General features: G+C 65.4%; 19 protein-coding genes and 1 pseudogene. 5 read left to right on the top strand and 15 right to left on the bottom strand.

The window, feature by feature from the left end; translation table 11 throughout:
* Position 1: 1 nt before the first annotated feature.
* Positions 2-1,009 carry a tonB-system energizer ExbB gene (exbB, locus tag CK220_RS01255; protein ID WP_245428898.1) on the bottom strand — a complete coding sequence of 336 codons (1,008 nt, stop codon included), beginning with the start codon at positions 1,007-1,009 and terminating at the stop codon, positions 2-4.
* A 318-nt stretch (positions 1,010-1,327) separates the two neighbouring features.
* On the opposite strand from exbB, the gene CK220_RS01250 reads away from it, so the two are divergent.
* From CK220_RS01250 to CK220_RS01240, 3 genes are all read left to right on the top strand, one after another.
* The gene (locus CK220_RS01250; RefSeq protein WP_095809820.1) at positions 1,328-2,002 is read left to right on the top strand and encodes an isochorismatase family cysteine hydrolase; all 675 of its coding nucleotides are present in this window, start codon (positions 1,328-1,330) and stop codon (positions 2,000-2,002) included.
* 146 nt (positions 2,003-2,148) lie between these two features.
* The gene (locus tag CK220_RS01245; protein WP_095809819.1) at positions 2,149-2,463 is read left to right on the top strand and encodes an antibiotic biosynthesis monooxygenase; all 315 of its coding nucleotides are present in this window, start codon (positions 2,149-2,151) and stop codon (positions 2,461-2,463) included.
* 69 nt (positions 2,464-2,532) lie between these two features.
* On the top strand, positions 2,533-3,444 hold the full coding sequence (locus CK220_RS01240; RefSeq protein WP_245428897.1) for a sigma-70 family RNA polymerase sigma factor: 912 nt from the start codon (positions 2,533-2,535) through the stop codon (positions 3,442-3,444).
* 45 nt (positions 3,445-3,489) lie between these two features.
* Here the strand turns inward: CK220_RS01240 and CK220_RS01235 are convergent, their stop codons facing one another.
* Positions 3,490-4,422, bottom strand: coding sequence for an LLM class flavin-dependent oxidoreductase (locus tag CK220_RS01235; protein ID WP_095810242.1), 933 nt, complete (start codon positions 4,420-4,422; stop codon positions 3,490-3,492).
* Between the two features lie 144 nt (positions 4,423-4,566).
* Positions 4,567-4,716, bottom strand: a complete 150-nt coding sequence (locus CK220_RS31765) for a hypothetical protein (RefSeq protein WP_095809818.1) — start codon at positions 4,714-4,716, stop codon at positions 4,567-4,569.
* A gap of 277 nt (positions 4,717-4,993) precedes the next feature.
* On the opposite strand from CK220_RS31765, the gene CK220_RS01225 reads away from it, so the two are divergent.
* Entirely contained in the window at positions 4,994-5,761 is a 768-nt protein-coding gene (locus tag CK220_RS01225) for an SDR family oxidoreductase (RefSeq protein WP_095809817.1), read from the top strand.
* A gap of 174 nt (positions 5,762-5,935) precedes the next feature.
* Here CK220_RS01225 and CK220_RS01220 read toward each other — a convergent pair whose 3' ends face one another.
* The 10 genes from CK220_RS01220 to CK220_RS01170 form a co-directional block, all read right to left on the bottom strand.
* Positions 5,936-6,880, bottom strand: a complete 945-nt coding sequence (locus CK220_RS01220; protein ID WP_095809816.1) for an ABC transporter permease — start codon at positions 6,878-6,880, stop codon at positions 5,936-5,938.
* Positions 6,877-7,932, bottom strand: a complete 1,056-nt coding sequence (locus CK220_RS01215; protein ID WP_095809815.1) for an ABC transporter permease — start codon at positions 7,930-7,932, stop codon at positions 6,877-6,879. Before CK220_RS01215 ends, CK220_RS01220 begins: the two co-directional genes overlap by 4 nt.
* Before the next feature lie 243 nt (positions 7,933-8,175).
* Positions 8,176-9,687 (bottom strand): ABC transporter ATP-binding protein, encoded by a 1,512-nt coding sequence (locus CK220_RS01205; RefSeq protein WP_095809813.1) that lies wholly within the window; start codon positions 9,685-9,687, stop codon positions 8,176-8,178.
* Between the two features lie 170 nt (positions 9,688-9,857).
* Positions 9,858-10,877 carry a BMP family protein gene (locus CK220_RS01200; RefSeq protein WP_095809812.1) on the bottom strand — a complete coding sequence of 340 codons (1,020 nt, stop codon included), beginning with the start codon at positions 10,875-10,877 and terminating at the stop codon, positions 9,858-9,860.
* A gap of 146 nt (positions 10,878-11,023) precedes the next feature.
* Positions 11,024-11,971: an ABC transporter permease gene (locus tag CK220_RS01195; protein ID WP_095809811.1), complete on the bottom strand. Its 948-nt coding sequence runs from the start codon at positions 11,969-11,971 to the stop codon at positions 11,024-11,026.
* A gap of 3 nt (positions 11,972-11,974) precedes the next feature.
* On the bottom strand, positions 11,975-12,952 hold the full coding sequence (locus tag CK220_RS01190; protein ID WP_095809810.1) for an ABC transporter permease: 978 nt from the start codon (positions 12,950-12,952) through the stop codon (positions 11,975-11,977).
* Position 12,953: 1 nt separating this feature from the next.
* Complete coding sequence (locus tag CK220_RS01185) at positions 12,954-14,417, bottom strand: sugar ABC transporter ATP-binding protein (protein ID WP_095809809.1); 1,464 nt, start codon at positions 14,415-14,417, stop codon at positions 12,954-12,956.
* Between the two features lie 43 nt (positions 14,418-14,460).
* Entirely contained in the window at positions 14,461-15,477 is a 1,017-nt protein-coding gene (locus tag CK220_RS01180; RefSeq protein WP_095809808.1) for an ABC transporter substrate-binding protein, read from the bottom strand.
* 87 nt (positions 15,478-15,564) lie between these two features.
* The gene (locus tag CK220_RS01175) at positions 15,565-16,455 is read right to left on the bottom strand and encodes an SMP-30/gluconolactonase/LRE family protein (RefSeq protein ID WP_095810241.1); all 891 of its coding nucleotides are present in this window, start codon (positions 16,453-16,455) and stop codon (positions 15,565-15,567) included.
* Complete coding sequence (locus tag CK220_RS01170) at positions 16,455-16,649, bottom strand: 4-oxalocrotonate tautomerase family protein (RefSeq protein ID WP_066998377.1); 195 nt, start codon at positions 16,647-16,649, stop codon at positions 16,455-16,457. Before CK220_RS01170 ends, CK220_RS01175 begins: the two co-directional genes overlap by 1 nt.
* Before the next feature lie 134 nt (positions 16,650-16,783).
* Here CK220_RS01170 and CK220_RS32330 point away from each other — a divergent pair.
* A pseudogene (locus tag CK220_RS32330) lies at positions 16,784-17,105 on the top strand (antibiotic biosynthesis monooxygenase).
* A gap of 23 nt (positions 17,106-17,128) precedes the next feature.
* Here CK220_RS32330 and CK220_RS01160 read toward each other — a convergent pair.
* Positions 17,129-17,869: a response regulator transcription factor gene (locus CK220_RS01160; RefSeq protein WP_095809807.1), complete on the bottom strand. Its 741-nt coding sequence runs from the start codon at positions 17,867-17,869 to the stop codon at positions 17,129-17,131.
* A complete protein-coding gene (locus tag CK220_RS01155) occupies positions 17,869-19,146 on the bottom strand; it encodes an ATP-binding protein (RefSeq protein ID WP_095809806.1) in 1,278 nt (425 codons plus the stop codon). The genes CK220_RS01160 and CK220_RS01155 overlap by 1 nt, the downstream gene beginning before the upstream one ends.
* Between the last annotated feature and the right edge of the window lie 179 nt (positions 19,147-19,325).

The raw sequence follows: 19,325 nt of genomic DNA, 5'->3' as shown, positions 1-19,325 counted from the left end.
CTCACTCCGCTGCCAACGCGGTTGCCGGCGGCACCGTGCGGAAGTCGAGGTCGCGGCTGACCAACCGCTCGACGCCGGCAGAAGCGTCGGCGAGGATCTGCCTGTAGCCGGCTATCGAGCGCGCGAAGACGTTGTAGATCACCACCGCCGGAATCGCAGCTACCAGGCCCATTGCCGTGGCGAGCAGGGCTTCGGCGATACCCGGCGCCACCACCGCCAGATTGGTGGTCTGCGCCTGCGAGATGCCGATAAAGGCGTTCATGATGCCCCAGACGGTGCCGAACAGGCCGACGAATGGCGCCGTCGAGCCGATGGTCGCCAGCAGGCCGGTGCCGCGCGACATACGCCGCGACGCTGCCGCCTCGATGCGCGACAGCCGCGAGGTGACGCGCTCCTTCAGGCCGTCGCCCGAGATGTGATCCAACGCGCCGGCCGAGAGCGCGCGCTCTTCCTCCGCCGCCCGCACCAGCAGCGCGCCCGGCCCCCCGCTGTGGCCGAGCGCGCGGCCGGCTTGCATCAGCGTCGCGGCATTGCCGATCGCGTTCGCCGCGCGCCGGGCCCTCAGCTTGCCGCCGAGGATCTCCAGCGACTTGGCGAGCCAGATCGTCCAGGTGACGACAGAAGCGAAGGCAAGTCCGACCATCACGGCCTTCACCACGATGTCGGCGTTCAAGAACATGCCCCAGGGCGACAGGTCATGCGGCAGCGTCAGCGCCATGGCGGAAGGCTCTTTGCCGCCGGCAGTGCGCGGCGCCGGCTGAAAGAGCGGTTCGGTCGGCGGGGCGGGCGTTGGTGGCTGTGTCACGGGAGCTTGCGCCGCCGCGGCCGGAGCCTGAGGACCCGGCTCGAGCGGTTCCTGCACGGCTGCCGGAGCTGTCACGGGCTGCTGCGCAGGCGCTTGTGCGGCGGGTGCCGCCGGCTTCTGCGCCGCCGCGATGTCGGGAAGAATGGAGCCGGCCGCAAGAATGGCGGACGCGGCCAGCAGCGCAAAAAAGCTGTTCCGGGACAAGGCTGGTCCTCGCTTCATCATTGCACGTAACCGAGCAGCGTGCGCTGGCCGACGGCAAAGCGAACCGCGTCGACACGAAAGGCTGTCTGGGCACCTGTTGCGGTCAACATCCGTCTCCCAGGCGGCCGCTGCCTCACGCTGTCGCTGGGCCGCCAATGCCGTTTGACTAGAAAACATGAGTTATCGAGTCAACTATAAAGGTGACTCCATCATCAACAAACATCCCGGTCGGCCCCTCGGTAGCCCGGGACGCCGCGAGGTCTGGACTGCGACGCCGTCGCCGGGCCACCATGCCAGCCGCAACCGAGGCAGCACGCGATGATCAAGGCGACCCCGTTCGACTTCCCCTATGACGGCCGGCTGGTGCCGCAAAGCACCGCCCTGCTCGTGATCGACCTGCAGGAGGATTTCCTGTCGCCGACAGGCTATTTCGCCAGGACAGGCTATGATCCTTCGCCGCTGAGAGCCATCCTGGCGGCGGTCAACCGGCTGATTGCCGCGGCCCGCGCCGCCGGCCTCACCATCATCCATACAAGGCAGGGCTACCGCGCCGACATGGCCGATATGACGCCTTACGAGAAATGGCGTCGCAAGCGGGCGGGACTGGACGGCACCGACATCCTGCTGCGCTCCAGCCCAGGCTTCCAGATCGTCGCCGACATAGAAACCAGGCCCGAGGACATCATTATCGACAAGACCTGCAACGGGGCCTTCACCTATACCGACCTCGAGCTGGTCCTGAGGGCACGCGGCATCACCCATCTCCTTTTCACCGGGTGCACGACCGATGTCTGCGTGCACACCACCTTGCGCGAGGCCTGCGACCGCAATTTCCAGTGCCTGACGATTGCGGACGCCTGCGCCAGCGGCGACAGACAAGCGCACGAGGCCGCCCTGCACATGGTGACGGTCGAGGACGGCGTCTTCGGCGCGCTGGCGGACTCGGAGGCGGTCATCGCCGCGCTGTCGCGGATCGCAGAAGAACGGGATTGATATCGGGTTCCGGGATCACAAGAATTTGCCGGTCGCGAATCTTTTTGCGTGCACCGTTCCGTTTCCAGCATCGCTTTCGTCTTCACGGTTGTGACGATTGCGGAAGCCACAATGGCCGCCGCCACCAGGACAGACGGAGCCAAGCCATGTCGACCGCAGTGACCTTGATCAATGTCTTCACCGCCAATCCCGGCAAGCAGCAGGATCTCGTAAGGGCGCTCGCCGAAGGGACGCGCAACTTCTTCAGCAGGCAGCCGGGCTCGCTCGCGTCGTCGGTGATCGTCGGCGGCGACGGCTGCAAGGTCGTCAACATCTCGCAATGGCGCTCGGCCGAAGACATCGCCGCCTTCCGCAGTGCTCCCCGCTTCGCCGAATATGTGAAGACGATCATGGCGCTTGGAACCGGTGAGAGCCTGATGGGCCATACGAGCTATTCCCACACCGCCGGCGTGGAGAACTAGAGCAATTCCAGGAAAAGTGTGTAACGGCTTTCCGTCCGGAGTTGCCTAAAACAAAGAGATAGAGGCCGCGTGACCGGTTCGCACGACCATCCCGCCGCGACGACCGAAGCCAGGCTTCGCGCCTTCGAGCGCGAGGCCGCCGGCTTGAGAGCCAAGTTGCACCGTTATTGCTCGCGGATGGTGGGATCGGTCATCGATGGCGAGGACATTGTCCAGGAGGCTTTGGCCAAGGGTTTCGTGGCGATCAGGAATGGCGACATGCCCGAAAAAACAGAGTCTTGGCTGTGGCGCATCGCGCACAATTCTGCATTCGATTTCCTGCGCAAGCGGGCCCGCTCGCGCATAAATGAATGCGAGGTCGAGCTCGATACGATCGCCGACGAAGATTCGCCCATCGATGCGCGTATTGCCGCGGAGGCGAGCCTCGCCGAGCTGATGCAATTGCCGCCGGCGCAAAGATGCACGGTCGTGCTGAAGGACGTGCTCGGCCACAGCCTGGAAGAGATCGGCGAGATTCTCGAAACCACCGAAACCGCGATCAAGGGCGCGTTGCAGCGGGGGCGCCGGAGCCTGCGCAAGCTCGCGGCCGCTCCGCGGCCAGCATCGCCGCGCCCGTCCCTCAACCGCCAGGAGATGCGGCGCCTCGGCGACTATGTCGCGGCCTTCAACGCCCGCGATTTCGATGCCTTGCGCGGCCTGCTCGCCGACGACGTGAAGCTGGAACTGGTCAATCGGCTTCGCGCCGAAGGCAAGGAATATGCCGGCAATTATTTCGGCCGCTATTCCGACGAGACGCATTGGCATTTCACCATCGGCCTTGTCGAAGGCCGTCCCGCCATCCTGGTCACCAGCCCGGATCGTCCGCATGGGCCGCCGCGCTATTTTATCCTCATCGATTGGGAGAATGGCCGGATTGCCGGCATCCGCGATTTTCTCTTCGCCGACTATGTCATGGATGGCGTCGACTATGTCCCGTCTTGATGAAACCGGCTGCCGCAACGCCCGGTCTCACCTCGATCCGCGATTTCAACGAACGCGTGCCTCGGTGAACGGGCGCAACGCGAACGTTCCCGGCGGTAGAGTGTCGGCTTCGCGCCGCGCCAGCGAATTCGCGATCAGCGTGACCGTCTCACGCCCGATCCGCGCGATCTCGCTGGGACGGTCGATGCCGCCGATCATGAATTCCTCGATGCCTAGCGCGGCATAGGGCAACAGCGAGAGCGCAAGCCGCGCCGGCGGCCCCGCGACCTCGATCGCCTTGTGGTCGGAGGCGCCCGACCAGCCTTCGGGGCGAATGCGGACGGGAAGCGCGAAGCGCAGCCTGCCAGCGCGGCCATGCTCGGCGGCGGCGCCGCGCACACGCTGCATCAACTGCGCAACCTCTTCGGGCGAACCAGCGGCCAGCTCGAAGACATCGGCATGCTTTCCGGCGACCTTCAAGGCGGTGCCGGACTGCCCGCCGAGGCGGATGGCGAGGTCGGCGCCATGCGGGCCCTTGCGCGGCACGTAACCGCCTTTGACGCTGTAGAAGGCGCCTTCGTGATCGAAGGGCTTGTCGTTCGACCACAGCCGCTTCAGCAGCACCAGATATTCGTCGATGCGCTGCCACACCACGCTGTGGCCGACCGGCCGCGCCTCGGCATCGCTGTCCTGGAGCGGCTCGCTCAGCATCCTGAGCGACAGGCGGCCGCCGCCTCTGCGGTCGAGCGCGGCGAGCTGCCTTGCCGCCACCGTCGGCTCGACCACGCCGGCCCAGTGCGTCAGCACCACTTCCAGCGACGAGGTGCGGTCGATCGTCTGCGCGGCGATGTCCATATTGCTGAGCAGGCCGGCCGGATCGTCGATCACCAGCTTGCGGAAACCCGAATCCTCAATCAGCGACAGCTTGGTCGCCGTCTCGGCGAAATCGTAGAAGAAGCTGCCATTGGCACCGGGAACATGCGTGAACTCGATCGGCATTGCCATCTCCTCCATCACGTTGGATTGCCCCGCTCTACCCTCGAACAAAATCAGGCGCGCCAACGCGCTCTAGCGCTCGGCCAGTCATCTTCTCCGATCACTCAACTCAGATTTTTGGACGGCAGGGTCGTAGGCGCGGCTCTGTCAGGGGATGATCCCAAGCACCACAGCGCCGGTGAACACAAATGCCAGCGCGAAGACGAGGTAGGCGAAGGTTCCGCCATAGGCGGGCCTCCAGCTCTGGTCGGCGGTCAGCCTCTGGCCCTTGCGCTGATCATTCTGCATGTAGGTCATGGTCGAGCCTCCGTCTCGCCCTTAATCTATAAAGTTAGTAGACTTTGTCGATTGCTATTTTTCGGCGATTTTTGGAAGAACGTCCTCGGAAACGGCAACTCGACGGCCGTTTATTCTCATGCGAGATCGAAAACGTGCGGGGACCGCCAACGGAGGATCCGACAAAATGCATGTAGCTCCGGCTTTCGGCGGCAACCTGCCTCGTTCAAGCGCTTGGCTATTCGGTACGCGAGGGGATAGCATCAAAATAGTCTCACAGGATTCAGGGAGAACAAGAATGGGTGGAAGACTGGCGGGCAAGGTCGCCATCATCTCGGGCGGCGCGACGGGCATGGGTGGGGCGGCATCCGAGCTGTTTGCCGCCGAAGGCGCCAAGGTGGCGATCATCGACCGCAATGGCGACGCGGCGGCCGCAACCGCCGCGGCGATCCGGGCGCGGGGCCATGTCGCCGAGCATTTCGTCGCCGATGTTTCGGACGAAGCCCAGGTCGAGGCGGTCGCGAAGGCCGCAGCCGACGAATTCGGTCCGGTCACCGTGCTATTCAACCACGCCGGCACGATCGTCATAAAGCCCTTCCTGGAGACGACACTGCAGGAATGGGATTGGCTGCATGCCGTCAACGTACGTTCGATGTTCCTGATGACGCGCGCGGTGCTTCCCGGCATGATCGCAGCCGGCGGCGGCTCGATCGTTTGCACCTCGTCGATCTCGGCTGTCGTGGCGACGCCCAACGAAGTGCTCTACGACACGACAAAAGGCGCCTGTCACATGTTCGCCCGCGCCATCGCGGTGGAGTTCCGCGACCGCAACATCCGCTGCAACGCCGTCTGCCCCGGCTTCATCCGCACGCCGCACGGAATGCGCGAGGTCGCCGATCTCGGCAAGCTCGGCGTCGATGTTTCCGACGCCGCCATGGCCGCGCAGCAGGGGCGCATCGGTGAGCCGGAGGAGGTGGCGAAGGCCGCGCTGTTTCTGGCCAGCGATGAATCGAGCTTCGTCAACGGCGCGCATCTCTTCGTCGACAACGCTTTCACGGCGATCTGAATTCTTTTCCTCGCCCCACGAAAGTGGGGAGAGGTAGCTCGGCGAAGCCGAGACGGAGAGGGGGTCGGGCTCGACCTTCGCGAAGGTTCAGCGAAATCACCAGCCTCGCAGCCCCTCTCCGACCGCTTCGCGGCCACCTCTCCCCCGCCGATGGCGGGGGCGAGGAAATCTTTGCTACCGCTCCTCCCGTCGAAATGGCTTCAGCAGCGCCGAAGGCGCGACCGCGTTGCGCGACATGAACGCCATGGCGACGATGGTGAAGATGAACGGCAGCATCAGGAAGGCTTCGTAAGGGATGTGCCCGAGGCCGCTGGCCTGCATCCTGAGCTGCAGCGCGTCGACGCAGGCAAAGAGCAACGCCGCCCCCGCCGAACGCCACGGGTCCCAGCGGCCGAACACCACCAGCGCGATCGCCACCCAGCCGCGCCCCGACACCACGCCGAAGGTGAAGGCGTTGAACTGCGCCATGGTGAGGAAAGCGCCGCCGAACCCCATCAGCGCGCCGCCGAGGATCACCGCCTGGAAGCGCGTGGCGATCACGCTGACGCCGGCGGAATCCGCCGCGCGCGGGTTCTCGCCAACCATGCGCACCGACAGCCCCCAAGGCGTGCGGTAGAGCACGAAGGCGGCGAGCGGGACGGCGATGATCGCGAGATAAACCAGCGTGAACTGGTTGAACACCGCCGGACCCAGGATCGGAATTTCCGACAGCAGTGGAATCGGCGCCGGTTGGAAGCCCTTGATGCTGGGCGGCACCGACTGCTGGCCGAAGATCAGCCGGTAGAGAAAATAGGCGAGCCCGGAGCAGAACAGCGTCACGCCGATGCCGCAGACATGCTGGCTGAGGCCTAATGCCACCGTGAACAGCGCATGCAGCGCGCCCATCGCCGCGCCGACAAGCACGGCCACCAGCACGCCCAGCCACAGGCTGCCGCTCAGGCTCGCGGCGGTGAAGCCGGCCATGGCCGCCAACAGCATGATGCCTTCGATGCCGAGATTGAGCACGCCGGCGCGCTCGGAAAACATTTCGCCGAGCGTGGCGAAGGCGAGCGGTGTGGCGATGCGGATGATGGCGGCGAGGAAGCCGACCTGAAAAATCTGCTCGAACACCGCGCTCATGCGGGCGCCCCCACACGGCGGATGCGGTAGGCGGTGAAGAGCAGCGCCACCAGCATGGCAAGCAGCGCCGTGCCTTGGATGACCTCACTGAGAAAGGCCGGCACGCCGGTTGCGCGCGACATCGCCTCGGCGCCGGTCATGACCGCGGCAAGGAAGATCGCGGCGGGCACGACACCGAGCGGATTGAGCCTGGCGAGCATGGCGACGACGATGCCGGAATAGCCGTAGCCCGGCGAGATGTCGCTCATCACCTGGAAATGCACGCCGCCGACCTCGCCGACGCCGGCAAGCCCGGCCAGCGCGCCGGAGAGCAGCGCGGTGGAGAGCAGCACGCGCTCCACATTGATGCCGCCATAGCGGGCGGCTTCCGGATTCTCGCCGGTAACGCGGATGCGGAAGCCAAGCGTGGTGCGCGCAATCAGGAACCAGCAAACGGGCGCTGCGATCAGCGCCACCACGACGCCGATATGCAGCCTTGTGCCTTCGATCAGCACCGGGAAATTGGCGGAGTCCTCGATCGGCGGCGAGATCGGGTAGCCGGAAAAGGTGTCCTTCCACGGCCCCTCGATCAGCGCCATCAGCGCGTAATAAATGACCGAGTTGAGCAGGAGCGAGCTGACCACGTCGTCGACCTTGAATTTGACGCGCAAAGTCGCCGGCACCAGCGCGATGAGAGCGCCCGCAGCCGCGCCCACAACCGCCATCAACAGCATGGCGAGATAGCCCGGCATGGGTATCGCGCCGACCAAGCAGCTCGCCACGGCGCCGGCGAGCAGCTGGCCCTCGGCGCCGATGTTCCAGAATTTGGCGCGGAAGGCGATCGCGACCGCCAGGCCGGTGAAGATCATCGGCGCGGCGCGAACCAGCGTCTCGGTGATGGCATAGCTGTCGCCGAGCGAGGCCGAGAGCATCACGCCATAAGCCTCGATGACACCGGCGCCGGCTACGGCGATGAGACCGCTGCACAGGACAAGCGCAACCGCGATGGCCACGAGCGGCAGCGCGAGATTGAACCAGGCGGGGGTCGACGTACGGGCTTCGAGCCGGAACATCAGGCGTGCTCCTCCGCTCGCCGGATGTCGGCGCCGTCCCTCATCCGCCTGCGGGCACCTTCTCCCCGTATAGTGACGGGGAGAAGGGGGCTGGCTGCAGCCGTCATACCCTTCTTGCAACGCTGGCTGTTGGCGACACCGTCGATGAGAGCGCCCCTCTCCCCGTCCCAATACGGGGAGAGGATGCCGGCAGGCAGGTGAGGGGCGGCGCCGACGTCCGGCGTCAGAGGCAGTTCCATAGCTTTACGCCCTCCCCTCCGCGCCGGTCATCAGCAGCCCAAGCCTTGCGACGGTGGCGTCGGCGCTCGAGAGCGTGCCGGCGACGCGGCCTTCATACATCACCGCGATGCGGTCGCAGAGCATCAGCAATTCCTCGAGATCCTCGCCGATGACGATGATGCCGCAGCCCTTGGCGCGCATGGCGAGGAATTTTTCGTGGATGAACCGTGCAGCGCCGATGTCGAGGCCGCGCGTCGGCTGGGAGACGATCAGCACCTTCGGGTCGAAGGCGAGCTCGCGCGCCAGAAGCGCCTTCTGCAGATTGCCGCCGGAGAGCGCGCCGGCGCGCGTCATCGGCCCGGGACAGCGTATGTCATAAGCCTTGATCTGCGCCTCCGCGAATGCGCGGATCGCCGCCGGATCGAGCAGTCCCTTGCGGCTGAAGGCCTCGGTGCCGATGCGCGGCAGCACCATGGAGTCGGCTAAAGGCAGGTTGGTGACCAGCCCGGTCGTCATCCGGTCCTCCGGAATGCGGCCGAGGCCGAGCGCCTGCAGCTCGCGCGGCGAAAATTGCGCAACTGCTTTGCCGGCTATCGTCATCGAACCGGCACTGGGCGACAGCATGCCGGAGATCACATCAGCGAGCGCCCGCTGGCCGTTGCCGGAGACGCCGGCAATGCCGAGGATCTCGCCGGCGCGGACGAAGAGCGAGACCTCGCGCAGCGGCGTGCCGCCATGGCCTGAGGTCGAAACGCCATCGAGCGTCAGCACGGGCGCGCCAGGCGTCGAGACCTCCTTGATCGGCGGCATGATTTCGTGGCCGCACATCAGCTTGGCCATCTGGGCCGAGGTAGTTTCTGCCGGATGGTCGACGCGGCCGGCGACCTTGCCATGCCGAAGCACGACGCAGCGATGGGTGAGCGCCCTGACTTCGTTGAGCTTGTGCGAGATGAAGATGATGCCGAGCCCTTGCGCCGCCATAGAGCGCAGCGCGGCGAATAGCCCGTCGACCTCGGTCGGCGCCAGCACCGCCGTCGGCTCGTCGAGGATCAGCAGCCTTGCGCCGCGAAACAGCGCCTTGATGATTTCAAGCCGCTGCTGCTCGCCGACCGACAGCGCCGAGACCGGCAGGTCGGGATCGAGGTTTAAGCCATGCTGGCGGCCGATCTCATTCAGCCGCGCCAGCCCGCCCGCGCGATCGATGCGGCCGAACTTGCCGGGAATGCCGATCAAGAGGTTTTCCAGGACCGTAAGCCGGGGCGCCAGATGGAAATGCTGATGCACCATGCCGATGCCGGCGGCCAAGGCATCGGCCGAGTTGTGGATCGCAGCCGGCCTGCCCTCGATCAGGATCTCGCCGGCATCCGGCGCATAAGCGCCGAACAGCACGTTCATGAGCGTCGTCTTGCCGGCGCCGTTCTCACCGAGCAGGCCGAGGATCTCGCCGGGGGCGACGCTGAGATCCACGGAATCGTTCGCCTTGACGGCGCCGAAGCTCTTGGTGATGCCGCGCATTTGGATCAGAGGGGCGGACAAGGGATACTCCTGGTATCCCTCCCCCTCGAGGGGAGGGTGCCGAGCGAAGCGAGGCGGGAGGGGTCACCTCAACCGCCTCGACCTATGACTTAGCAAGCTGGAGCGCGTCGCGGGCGACCCCTCCCGGCCCTGCGGGCCACCCTCCCCTCGAGGGGGAGGGGATCTCGGCTCTAATCCGACACCGGCGTGTTCTCGTCGACGTCGACGCGGAAATTGCCTTCCAGGATCTCGGCTTTCTTCTTGGCGACAAGGTCCTTGACCTCGGCCGGCAGCGTCTTGTCGAACTTGTGATAGGGGGCGAGATCGGAGCCGCCCTTGGCCATGCGCGAGAAGTCGCCATAGTCCTGCGCGGTGAAGACGCCGGCCTTGACCAGCTTGATCGCCTGCTCGACCGTCGGATACATGTTCCATACCGGGCCGGTGATGACCGTGTCGGGTCCGAGGCTCGACTGATCGGACATGTTGGAGATGGCGTAGATCTTCTTTTCGACCGCCGCTTCGATGACGCCGAAACGTTCGGCATAGATGACGTCGACGCCGGCATCGATCTGCGCGATCGCGGCCTCCTTGGCCTTCGGCGGATCGAAGAAGGAGCCGATGAAGGCGACCTTCCTCTTGACGTTCGGGTTGACCTCCTTGGCGCCGGCGAAGAAGGCGTTGACCAGCCGGTTCACTTCCGGAATGCCCATTGCCGCGACAGCGCCGACGGTGCCCGACTTCGACATCTTGCCGGCGATCAGCCCGGAGAGATAAGCGGGCTCGTGGATCCAATTGTCGAAGACCCCGAAATTGGGTTCCGCAGGCCCTGCGCCGGAGCCGAACAGCCACGCGGTCTTCGGGAATTGCTTTGCCGTGCGCCGCGATTCGCGCTCGGCGGCGAAGGCGTCGCCAAGCACCAGTTGGTAGCCGCCTTGGGCATATTCGCGCATCACGCGGCTGAAGTCGGCCGTCTGCACCTTCTCCGACCATTTGTATTCGATGCCGAGCTCCTTCTCGGCCTTCTGCAGGGCCACATGGATCTGGTTGTCCCACGGCTCCTCGATCGGCGTGGCGAAGATCGCCGCCACCTTCAGCTTCTTGTCCTTCGCGAAAGCCATGCCAGGCAGCGCCGCCAGTCCGAGCGCGCCGAGTTCCAGGACGTTGCGCCGCGACAGGCCGGCGCGTTGCGTTTTGCGATGATCGTTTTCCATTGAAATCCCCTCTGCTCGACGGCCGTGTCGAGCCGGCCGTTCAAAACATGTCAGACAGGATGACTATGGAACGGCGCCCGACCTTTGTCCACATGGTCAAATTTGGCTGCGGCGACCCCGGAAAACGACCCTCTCCTCGCGACTTGTCACCGCACAGCCTTCTCGCCACCCGCCGCCGTGATCACCCCGACGATGATCAGCCCGGTCAGCACCAGCCGCACGCCGGCGCTGACGCCGAAGGTGTTGAGCATGGTGAGCAGCAGCACCAGGAACAGGCCGGCGCCCCAGACGCCGGGCACGTTGGCCTTGCCGCCGGCGACTGAGGTGCCGCCGATGACGACGACCGCGATGGAGGCGAGCAGATATTCATTGCCGATATCGACATTGGCGCCGCGGAAATAGCCGGCAAGCAGCGCGCCGTCGATGCCGCCCAGCGCACCGCAAAGCGTGTAGGTGAGGAAGCGGATGCGGCCGACATTGACGCCGGCCAGCCAGGCAGCGCGGATGTTCTGGCCGATCGCCAGCACCGAGCGGCCATAGATCATGCGCTGCAGCGCCAGCGCCGCGGCGACGGTGAAGACCACCGTCAGCATCGCCAGCACCGGGATCCCCATCACCTGCCAGTTGGTGAAATCGGCAAAGCCCGGCGGCGGTTTGATCTGCAGGCCGCGGCCGTAGCTGATGTCGACCGACTGGATGATGAAGCTTGCCGAGAGTGTCGCGATGATCGGCGGGATCCTGAGCGCCCAGATCAGCAGATAGTTGATGGCGCCGATCGCCGCGCCGCAGGCGAGCGCCGCGAGCAGCCCGACGACGATCATTGAATCGCTGCCGCCCATAGCCTTCATCGCCACCGCGCTCGCCAGTCCGATATTGGCGGGCAGCGACAGGTCGACATTGCCGGGCCCGAGCGTGATGACGAACATCTGGCCGATACCGACGATGACGGTGAAGACGGCGAGCGAAAGTGCCGCCGTGACCATGCCGCCGGCACCATAGCCGCCGGTGAAGGCGACGGTCGCGACCCACACGAGAACGGCCCCGACGAAGGACCAGAGCCAGGGTTTTTCGAGCAGCATCCGTACAGAGGCCATTGCTCACCTCTCCCTGCGGCTGATCAGCACCCGCGCCGCCAGCACGATGATCAGGATCGCGCCATTGGCAGCGACCTGCCAATCGGGCGGGATGTGCATGAAGGTCAAGAGCGGCGATGCGGCCAAAGCCAGCGTCAGCGCGCCGATGACCGCGCCGATCGGCGACACCCGGCCGCCGACGAACTCGCCGCCGCCAAGGATGACGCCGGCAATCGAAAGCAACGTGTAGCCGTTGCCGATATTGGCGTCGGCCGAAGTGGTGATGCCGATCAGCGCCATGCCGGAAAGCACGCCGAACAGGCCGGTCAGCGCGAAGAGCACGATCTTTGTCTTGAGCAGCGACCAGCCGGCGCGCCTGAGCGCCGCGGCATTGCCGCCGGAACCGCGCAGGATGACGCCATACGAAGTGCGCATCAGGCCAAAATGCACTATCGCCGCGATCAGCAATGCCGCCAGAATCGGGAACGGGATGTAGGGCGGCTTGAAGGACATGATCGCCAAAAGCCAGTCCGGTGCCTTGCCGCCGGGCTTAGGCAGGATGAGGATGGCCAGCCCCTGCCAGACGAAGCTCATGCCGAGCGTGACCACGATCGAGGGCAGGTTGCGCAGATGGATCAGCGCGCCGAGCAGCGCGTAGACGCCGATTGAACCGAGCAGCACCGCGACACCGATGAGCGGCGCATCCCTGAGCCAGGTTGCGGTGACGCAGCCGACGAAGCCGACGAAAGTGCCGATCGACAGATCGAGCTCATTGCCGGCGATGACGAACATCTGCGCGATCGTCGCCAGCGCGATCGGGATCGCCAGGTTCAGCATCAGGTTGAAGCCGAAATAGCTGATGGCGCGCGGGTTAAGCCAGGCGATGGCCATCAGCACCAGCGCCAGCGACAGGGCCGGCAACAGGCTGCGCAGCATGCGTGCGCGGGCGGCGTTGCCGCGCGGCGAAGATTTCGGGAGCGTGCCGGGAGCGAGCGCCGTCATCTCAGACCGTGTCGCCGAACGAGGACTGGATGATCTTCTCCTCCGTCAGCTCGTCGCGCCCGAGATTGGCGACGATCCGCCCATTCTTGAAGACATAAACATGATCGCAGTTATCGAGCTCTTCGGTTTCCGTCGTGTACCAGAGGAAGGTGCGGCCCTTGGCGGCCTCCTCGCGCAAGAGGTCGTAGACTTCGAGCTTGGTGCCGATATCGACGCCGCGCATCGGATCGTCCATCAGCACGATCTCGGCATCGGAGCCGAGCGCGCGCGCAAACAGCGCCTTCTGCTGATTGCCGCCCGAGAGCGAATAGATGTTGTTGTTCATGTCCGGCGTGCGGATGCCGATCTTCTTCTTCCAGAATTCCGCCAGCTCCGCCTCGCGCTGCGGCGAGATCAACAGGCCGTCGCGCAGGCGCTGAAGCGAGCGGATGCCGATGTTCTGCGCGATCGACCATTGCGCGAAGATGCCGTCCGCCTGGCGGTCGCCGGCGACCAGCGCCACCGGCGCCGTCACTTCGACGCCGGCTTTCGGGCGCGAGGCGGCTGAGAAGATCGCTAGCAGCAGGTCGGTCTGGCCATGCCCGGCGAGCCCGGCAAGGCCGATGATCTCGCCGGCGCGAGCGGCAAGCTCCTTGCCATCCTGCTGCCGCGCCGGGCGCGCCCGCACCCTGAGTGCCCCGACCGCGACCTTGCGGGTCTCGGCGGTGGCCTTCTGATGTTCCCCGGCGCCGCCCATCGCGGCGACCAGCTTGTCCCGGTCGAACGCGCCTGCGGCGTCGGCGGTGACCACCTTGCCGTCGCGCATCACCACGATGCGGTCGGCATTCTGCAGCACCTCGCCCAGCACATGCGAGATCAGGATGCAGCTGCCGCCCGCGGCGACGAAGCGGCGCACGAATGAAAGCAACTGGCCGGCCGTATGCGCATCGAGCGACGAGGTCGGCTCGTCGAGGATGACCAGATGCAGCGGCTCGCGGGTCAGCGTGAAGGCGCGCGCCACCTCGACCATCTGCCGGCGTCCGATCGAAAGATCGCCGGCAATGTCGTCCGCCGCGATGCCGTGGTCGGGAAAGATCTCGTCGAGCTTGGCCCGGATGAGATCGGCGGCCTTGCGGCGCCAGCCGAGACCGGCGAGCGAGGGATGGTTGATGCGCGTGTTCTCGGCGACGCTGAGGTTTGGGCAGAGCGACAGTTCCTGGAACACGCAGCGTATGCCGAGCTCGAGCGCGCGCGCCACGGAATAGCTCGCTTCCTGATTGCCGCGCACCGCGATCTGCCCGCCATCGGGCCGCAGCGTGCCCGCAACCATATGCATCAGCGTCGATTTGCCGGCGCCGTTGTGCCCGACTAGCCCCACGCATTCGCCGGCGCCGACATGGAAGTCGACGCCGTTGAGCGCGCGGACGGCGCCGAAGTGCTTTTCGGCGCCGTCCAGCCTGACGATGTCTGCAATAGCCTGGAGCATCCTCAACGATATCCGGTTGGCGATGCGGCTGGCAATGTCGCCGCTATTGCTTGATGTTGGCCTTGATGGCCGCGATCGCGTCTTCCTGGGTGTATTCGTGGGTGGCGACGCCGCCTTCCTTGATCTTCGGCAGCGCGGCCTCGAAATCGTCCTGGGTGAAGGCGAGATAGGGCACCAGCAGATCGTGCGGCACGTCCTTGCGGCCGTCGAGCACCTGCTGCGCCACCCAGAAGGCGAGCGTCGACACGCCGGGCGCGATCGAGGCCGACCAGGTCTTGTAGCCGTCCTTTTCCTTCTGCTCCTTCCACCACTTCAGCTCGTCCTGACGGTTGCCCATGATGATGGTCGGACGCGGCTTGCCGGCGGCGGCAAACGCTTGCGCGGCGCCATAGCCGTCGCCGCCCTGGTCGACGACGCCGACGATCTCCGGCAGCGACGGCAGGATGGTCGCCACCGCCTTCTGCGCCGTGGTCTGGTCCCAGTCGCCGGTCACCGAGCCGACGATCTTGAACTCGGGATGGGCGGCGACGCCTTCGAGGATACCGGCATGGATGGCATCGTCGATCGAGGTGCCTGCCAGCCCGCGGATTTCCAGCAAATTGCCGCCCTTCGGCTGGAACTTGGCCATCTGCTCGACTTCCTGCTTGCCCATGTCCTTGAAGTCGACGACGACGCGGTAGGCGCAAGGCTCGGTCACGATGCCATCGAAGGAAACGACGACGATGCCGGCATCGCAAGCCTGCTTGATGGCGCCGTTGAGCGCATCCGGCGAGGCGGCGTTGATGACGATGGCGTCATAGCCTTGCAGGATCAGGTTCTGCACCTGCGCGGCTTGCGTCGGCACTTCCTTGTCGGCGGTGGTGAAGACATCCGCCGCCGCCACCACCTTGTCCTCGACCGCCTTCTTGGTGACGATGGCGTAGCTGTCGAGCATTGCCTGGCGCCACGAATTGCCGGCGTAATTGTTGGAGAAGGCGATCTTCTTGCCGCTCGTGTCGGCAAGCGCGGTGCCCGAGGCGAGCATCGCTGCAAAGGCGCTCAAGACCAGTAGTTTCTTCATGTCATTATCCTCCCAGATGTGTTGACTGCTGCACTTCCCACCGGCCCTCCGAGCCAGCTTCATTCATGTCAATTCGGGCGCCGGCACTCAAAACAGCCTCAGCCCCGGCACGCGCACCCTCAGCCGGTAGAGCGACGTCGACGCGGCTATGTAGAGGCTCCTCAGATCGTCGTCGCCGAAGGTGAAATTGGCACAATATTCCGGAGTCGCAATGACGCCGAGGACATCGCCGGAGGCATCGAAGACATGGATGCCGCCGGGCCCGGTGCAATAGAGATTGCCCCGGCTGTCGATCTTCATCCCGTCCGGCGACCCCGACTCGTCGCCTTCCGTGACCGCCCACACCGCGCCGCCGTTGAGATCGCCATTCGCTTCCACGCCGAACACCCTGATGTGGCCGCGCTCGGTATCGTTGACGAAGAGCCGCGATTCATCGAGCGAGAAGCAGAGCCCATTAGGCTGCGCGAAATCGTCGGCAAGCAACGTTAGCCCGGCGCCATCGCCGTCGATTCGGTAGACGCCCTGGTAGGACAGTTCCTGGGGCCTCGGCACGCCGTAGAATTCCGCTCTGCCGTAGGTCGGATCGGTGAAATAGATCGAGCCTCCGGTGGCCACGACAATGTCGTTCGGGCTGTTGAGCTGCTTGCCTTGGTAGTGGGTGGCGAGAACGGTCTTCGTGCCGCTCGGCTCGGCGCGGGTGACGCGGCTGCTGGCGTGCTCGCAGGTCACCAGTCGTCCCTGCCGGTCGAGCGTGTTGCCGTTGGCCATGTGGCTCGGATTGCGGAACAGCTCGATCTCGCCGGAAGCGCCGCGCCGGTACATCCGGCTTTGCGGAATATCGGAAAAGACCAACCATTTCTCATAGGGATGCCACACCGGACCTTCGATGAAGCCGTAGCCGGTGGCGAGCCGCTCCATCGCCGCATTGCCGACGACGTCATCAAAGCCGGAATGACGGGCGCGCGCCGGGATCGACATCACGGGCTCTTGGGTTCCCGCACCGGCTTGCCGGCTACGAACCAGTCGCTGCCCGGCACGTCCTCGATCACCACCCAGATCGCTTCCATGGGCAGTTCGGCGACCTCGCTGATCGCCTCAGCGACGCGGCGCGAGATCTCGTTCTTGCGCTTTTGCGAATGACCCTCGAGTATCCGTATGCTGACGAACGGCATGAGCGTTTCCCCGGGCTTTTTATTTTGTAGGACAAAAGCCTAGTCGGGACGCGGACCGGGCGATAGCGGTCTAAGCGCAGCACCGACTGTGGTTTTGCACAGTGGGCGCGTCCACGGCTGCAGACAGGAGAACGATTGGTGCAGAGAGTCGCGGCAGGCCGATCGTGCGGATTGCGGAACTGGAGATCGGCGCCTTCCAGCTCGCCGAAGAGATCGAGGCCTCGGTGCAGAACGAGGCCAGGCGTGTTGTTCCTGCACGCGGGTCTCGATAAAGGGTTCGCCCAAAATGGTGCGCGTCATCGAATGCTATGCCGATCATTCCGCCTACCAAGCGCACCTGACCCGCCGCACTTTCTCACCTACAAGGCGCAAACGGCTGACATGCTCAGGTCGCTTCGATTGATCGAAACCGAGCCGATCGTTGTGAGCGCCAAGAGCACTCAGACTTCAAGCTGAGCTATTCGGATGCAGGGCGGAACCTAATGATCCTGCAACGGCGTTGCCTGCGCGAGCCAGGCGTCGAGCTGCTCCTGCTCGCGTCGCAGCGCGTCGATGTTGATCAGGCCTCGCGCCATGGCCAGATAGATCGCGCGGGTGCGCGAATTGAACACCGACGCTTCGACGGTGCCCTCCTCCGGCGGCACTATTCCCAGCTTGTCGTAGACATGCTTGATGCGGCTCTGCGCGCCTCGGATTGACAGGCCGCGCCTCGCCGCGATCGCTCGGTCGGTTAGGCCGAGCGCGATGTCGATCAGGCTTTCATACTCGCCGTCGGTAATGCCCTCGAACCGGTCCTGGACACGGTGCTGGATGCCGCGGATCTCGCGGTCGATGATGCAATGCCCCTCGCGGAACACGCCGCGCAGCGCCGAGCGCATGCCTTCTTCCGTCGCCGATTTCAGCACATAGCCATAGACCGACCCCGGCGGCACGATGCGTGCCACGCCGCGCACATAGGCCTCGTCGGCGAAGTTCGACCAGAACAGGATATGCGTGCCGGCGCGCTGGCTCCAGATGGCGCGCGCCACCTCGATCCCGGTCGCCTTGGGCAGCTGCAGGTCGAGCACGACATGCGGCGGCTGCCGTTCCGCCGCAAGATTGATGGCGTCCTCGCCGTCGCCGGCTTCGATCACCTCGACATCTCCGGGCCACAATTGCTCGACGGTCCGCCGTGCGAAGGTGCGGTGCAGCCCGTCATTTTCGGCGATCATGACCAGCATCAGACTGCCTCCGCCACCGGCTGAGCTTCGGTTATCGCGGTGCTGCACGCCGCCGCCTTGGCCTCGGCGGACTCGCGGTCGATCTCGATGACGACCCTGGTGCCGCCCTTGCGGTCGGCCGGCTCGAAACGCAGCCGCGCCCCGACAAGGGCCGCTCGCGTATGCATGTGGCCGATGCCGCCTTGGGCGGCGGGATCGACGGCGCCGCAGCCATGCCCGTCATCGGTGACCGTCACGCTGAATGTGGTTGTGGTCGACGCCAGTTGCACCTCGATGCGGCTTGGCGCAGCATGGCGGACCGCATTGTTGATCGCTTCCTGCACGATACGGTAGAGCGCCGTGCGCAGCGTTTCCGACAGGCTGTCGGCGCTGCCGCCGCTGGTATCGGCGATGCGCACCGCGATCGGCGGCTTGGCTCTCGCCACGCTGCGGTTGAGATGCGCCTCCACGGCGTCGCGCAGGCCGAACAGCTCCAAGACGCTCGGCCGCATGTCGTCGACGATGTGGCGCAGCTCCGCCAGGCAGCCCGCCACCTCCTGCTCGAGATCGGCAAGCTGGGCCGTCCGGGCCACGCCGCGGCTGCGGAACGCAGAAACCTGACGTGCGATGCGGGCAAGGTCGGCGAGCGTCTGGTCGTGCAGGTCCATGGCCATGCGGCGCCGCTCGCGCTCCATGCCCTCGGTCAGCTGCGAGGCGCCGACTCTCAGCAGTTCAGCCCGGTTGCGCGCCTCGCTTTCGGCGAGCATGGCGCGCCGCGCTTCCTCTGTCTGGATCAGCGCGAACATATAGGGCCCGATGAGGTCGGCGCATTGCTGAGCGACCTCGACGTCTGCTTGCGTGTAGCAGCCGGCCTTGTGCCGGCTGATGTTCAGCGCGCCGATCACGCTGCCGCGTGCCCGCAGCGGCACGATGATGCGGCTGCGCAGCTTGGCGGCGAAGATTGGCCCGTCGAACGCTCCCTCGAAGTGGAATCGGTCGTCGAGAAGCGCATTGTCGGTCAGAAGATAAGGCGTGTTGCCCCACAGCACGCGCCGGATCGGGCTGCCCTCGACCGGATGCTGCGCCAAATCGCTCCAGCTAGTATGGAAGCCGGCCTCGTAGCAGGCATGCATGCGCCCATCGAGCGACAGCACCGCCAAGTCGATATGGTCGTGCGGGATGAGCGTGCCGATTTCGATCGCGGTCGCGCGGAACGCGGAGCCCGGATCGATATGGCCGGCGAGCGCCCGCGAGATTGCGAGCAGCCGATCGATCAGCTGGGGAGATACCTCCGACATGTCTCCTCCCTTTTCGCCCTGATGAATGCCGTGGACGACAGCCAAGCCGCGCTGCACCGCGCGGCCTCGATCCTGTTTTCCGCAGTTCCTCCCTGCCCGAGAAATAGTGAGCGCTTGACGGCGCCGCTGTCAACGATGGGTCACGCGACCCGAGCCCGATCAACTTCGGGTGCGTCGAT

Source organism: Mesorhizobium sp. WSM3860, from assembly GCF_002294995.1.
Lineage (GTDB): Bacteria > Pseudomonadota > Alphaproteobacteria > Rhizobiales > Rhizobiaceae > Mesorhizobium.
Note: the sequence above shows the minus strand (reverse complement) of the source record. Positions and strands in the feature narration are given on the sequence as shown.

Coding starts and splice junctions, on each gene's coding strand:
- CK220_RS01250 (WP_095809820.1), top strand. CDS start 1,328: ATGATCAAGGCGACCCCGTTCGACTTCCCCTATGACGGCCGGCTGGTG.
- CK220_RS01245 (WP_095809819.1), top strand. CDS start 2,149: ATGTCGACCGCAGTGACCTTGATCAATGTCTTCACCGCCAATCCCGGC.
- CK220_RS01235 (WP_095810242.1), bottom strand. CDS start 4,422: ATGCCGATCGAGTTCACGCATGTTCCCGGTGCCAATGGCAGCTTCTTC.
- CK220_RS31765 (WP_095809818.1), bottom strand. CDS start 4,716: ATGACCTACATGCAGAATGATCAGCGCAAGGGCCAGAGGCTGACCGCC.
- CK220_RS01225 (WP_095809817.1), top strand. CDS start 4,994: ATGGGTGGAAGACTGGCGGGCAAGGTCGCCATCATCTCGGGCGGCGCG.
- CK220_RS01220 (WP_095809816.1), bottom strand. CDS start 6,880: ATGAGCGCGGTGTTCGAGCAGATTTTTCAGGTCGGCTTCCTCGCCGCC.
- CK220_RS01215 (WP_095809815.1), bottom strand. CDS start 7,932: ATGTTCCGGCTCGAAGCCCGTACGTCGACCCCCGCCTGGTTCAATCTC.
- CK220_RS01200 (WP_095809812.1), bottom strand. CDS start 10,877: ATGGAAAACGATCATCGCAAAACGCAACGCGCCGGCCTGTCGCGGCGC.
- CK220_RS01195 (WP_095809811.1), bottom strand. CDS start 11,971: ATGGCCTCTGTACGGATGCTGCTCGAAAAACCCTGGCTCTGGTCCTTC.
- CK220_RS01190 (WP_095809810.1), bottom strand. CDS start 12,952: ATGACGGCGCTCGCTCCCGGCACGCTCCCGAAATCTTCGCCGCGCGGC.
- CK220_RS01185 (WP_095809809.1), bottom strand. CDS start 14,417: ATGCTCCAGGCTATTGCAGACATCGTCAGGCTGGACGGCGCCGAAAAG.
- CK220_RS01180 (WP_095809808.1), bottom strand. CDS start 15,477: ATGAAGAAACTACTGGTCTTGAGCGCCTTTGCAGCGATGCTCGCCTCG.
- CK220_RS01175 (WP_095810241.1), bottom strand. CDS start 16,455: ATGTCGATCCCGGCGCGCGCCCGTCATTCCGGCTTTGATGACGTCGTC.
- CK220_RS01170 (WP_066998377.1), bottom strand. CDS start 16,649: ATGCCGTTCGTCAGCATACGGATACTCGAGGGTCATTCGCAAAAGCGC.
- CK220_RS01160 (WP_095809807.1), bottom strand. CDS start 17,869: ATGCTGGTCATGATCGCCGAAAATGACGGGCTGCACCGCACCTTCGCA.
- CK220_RS01155 (WP_095809806.1), bottom strand. CDS start 19,146: ATGTCGGAGGTATCTCCCCAGCTGATCGATCGGCTGCTCGCAATCTCG.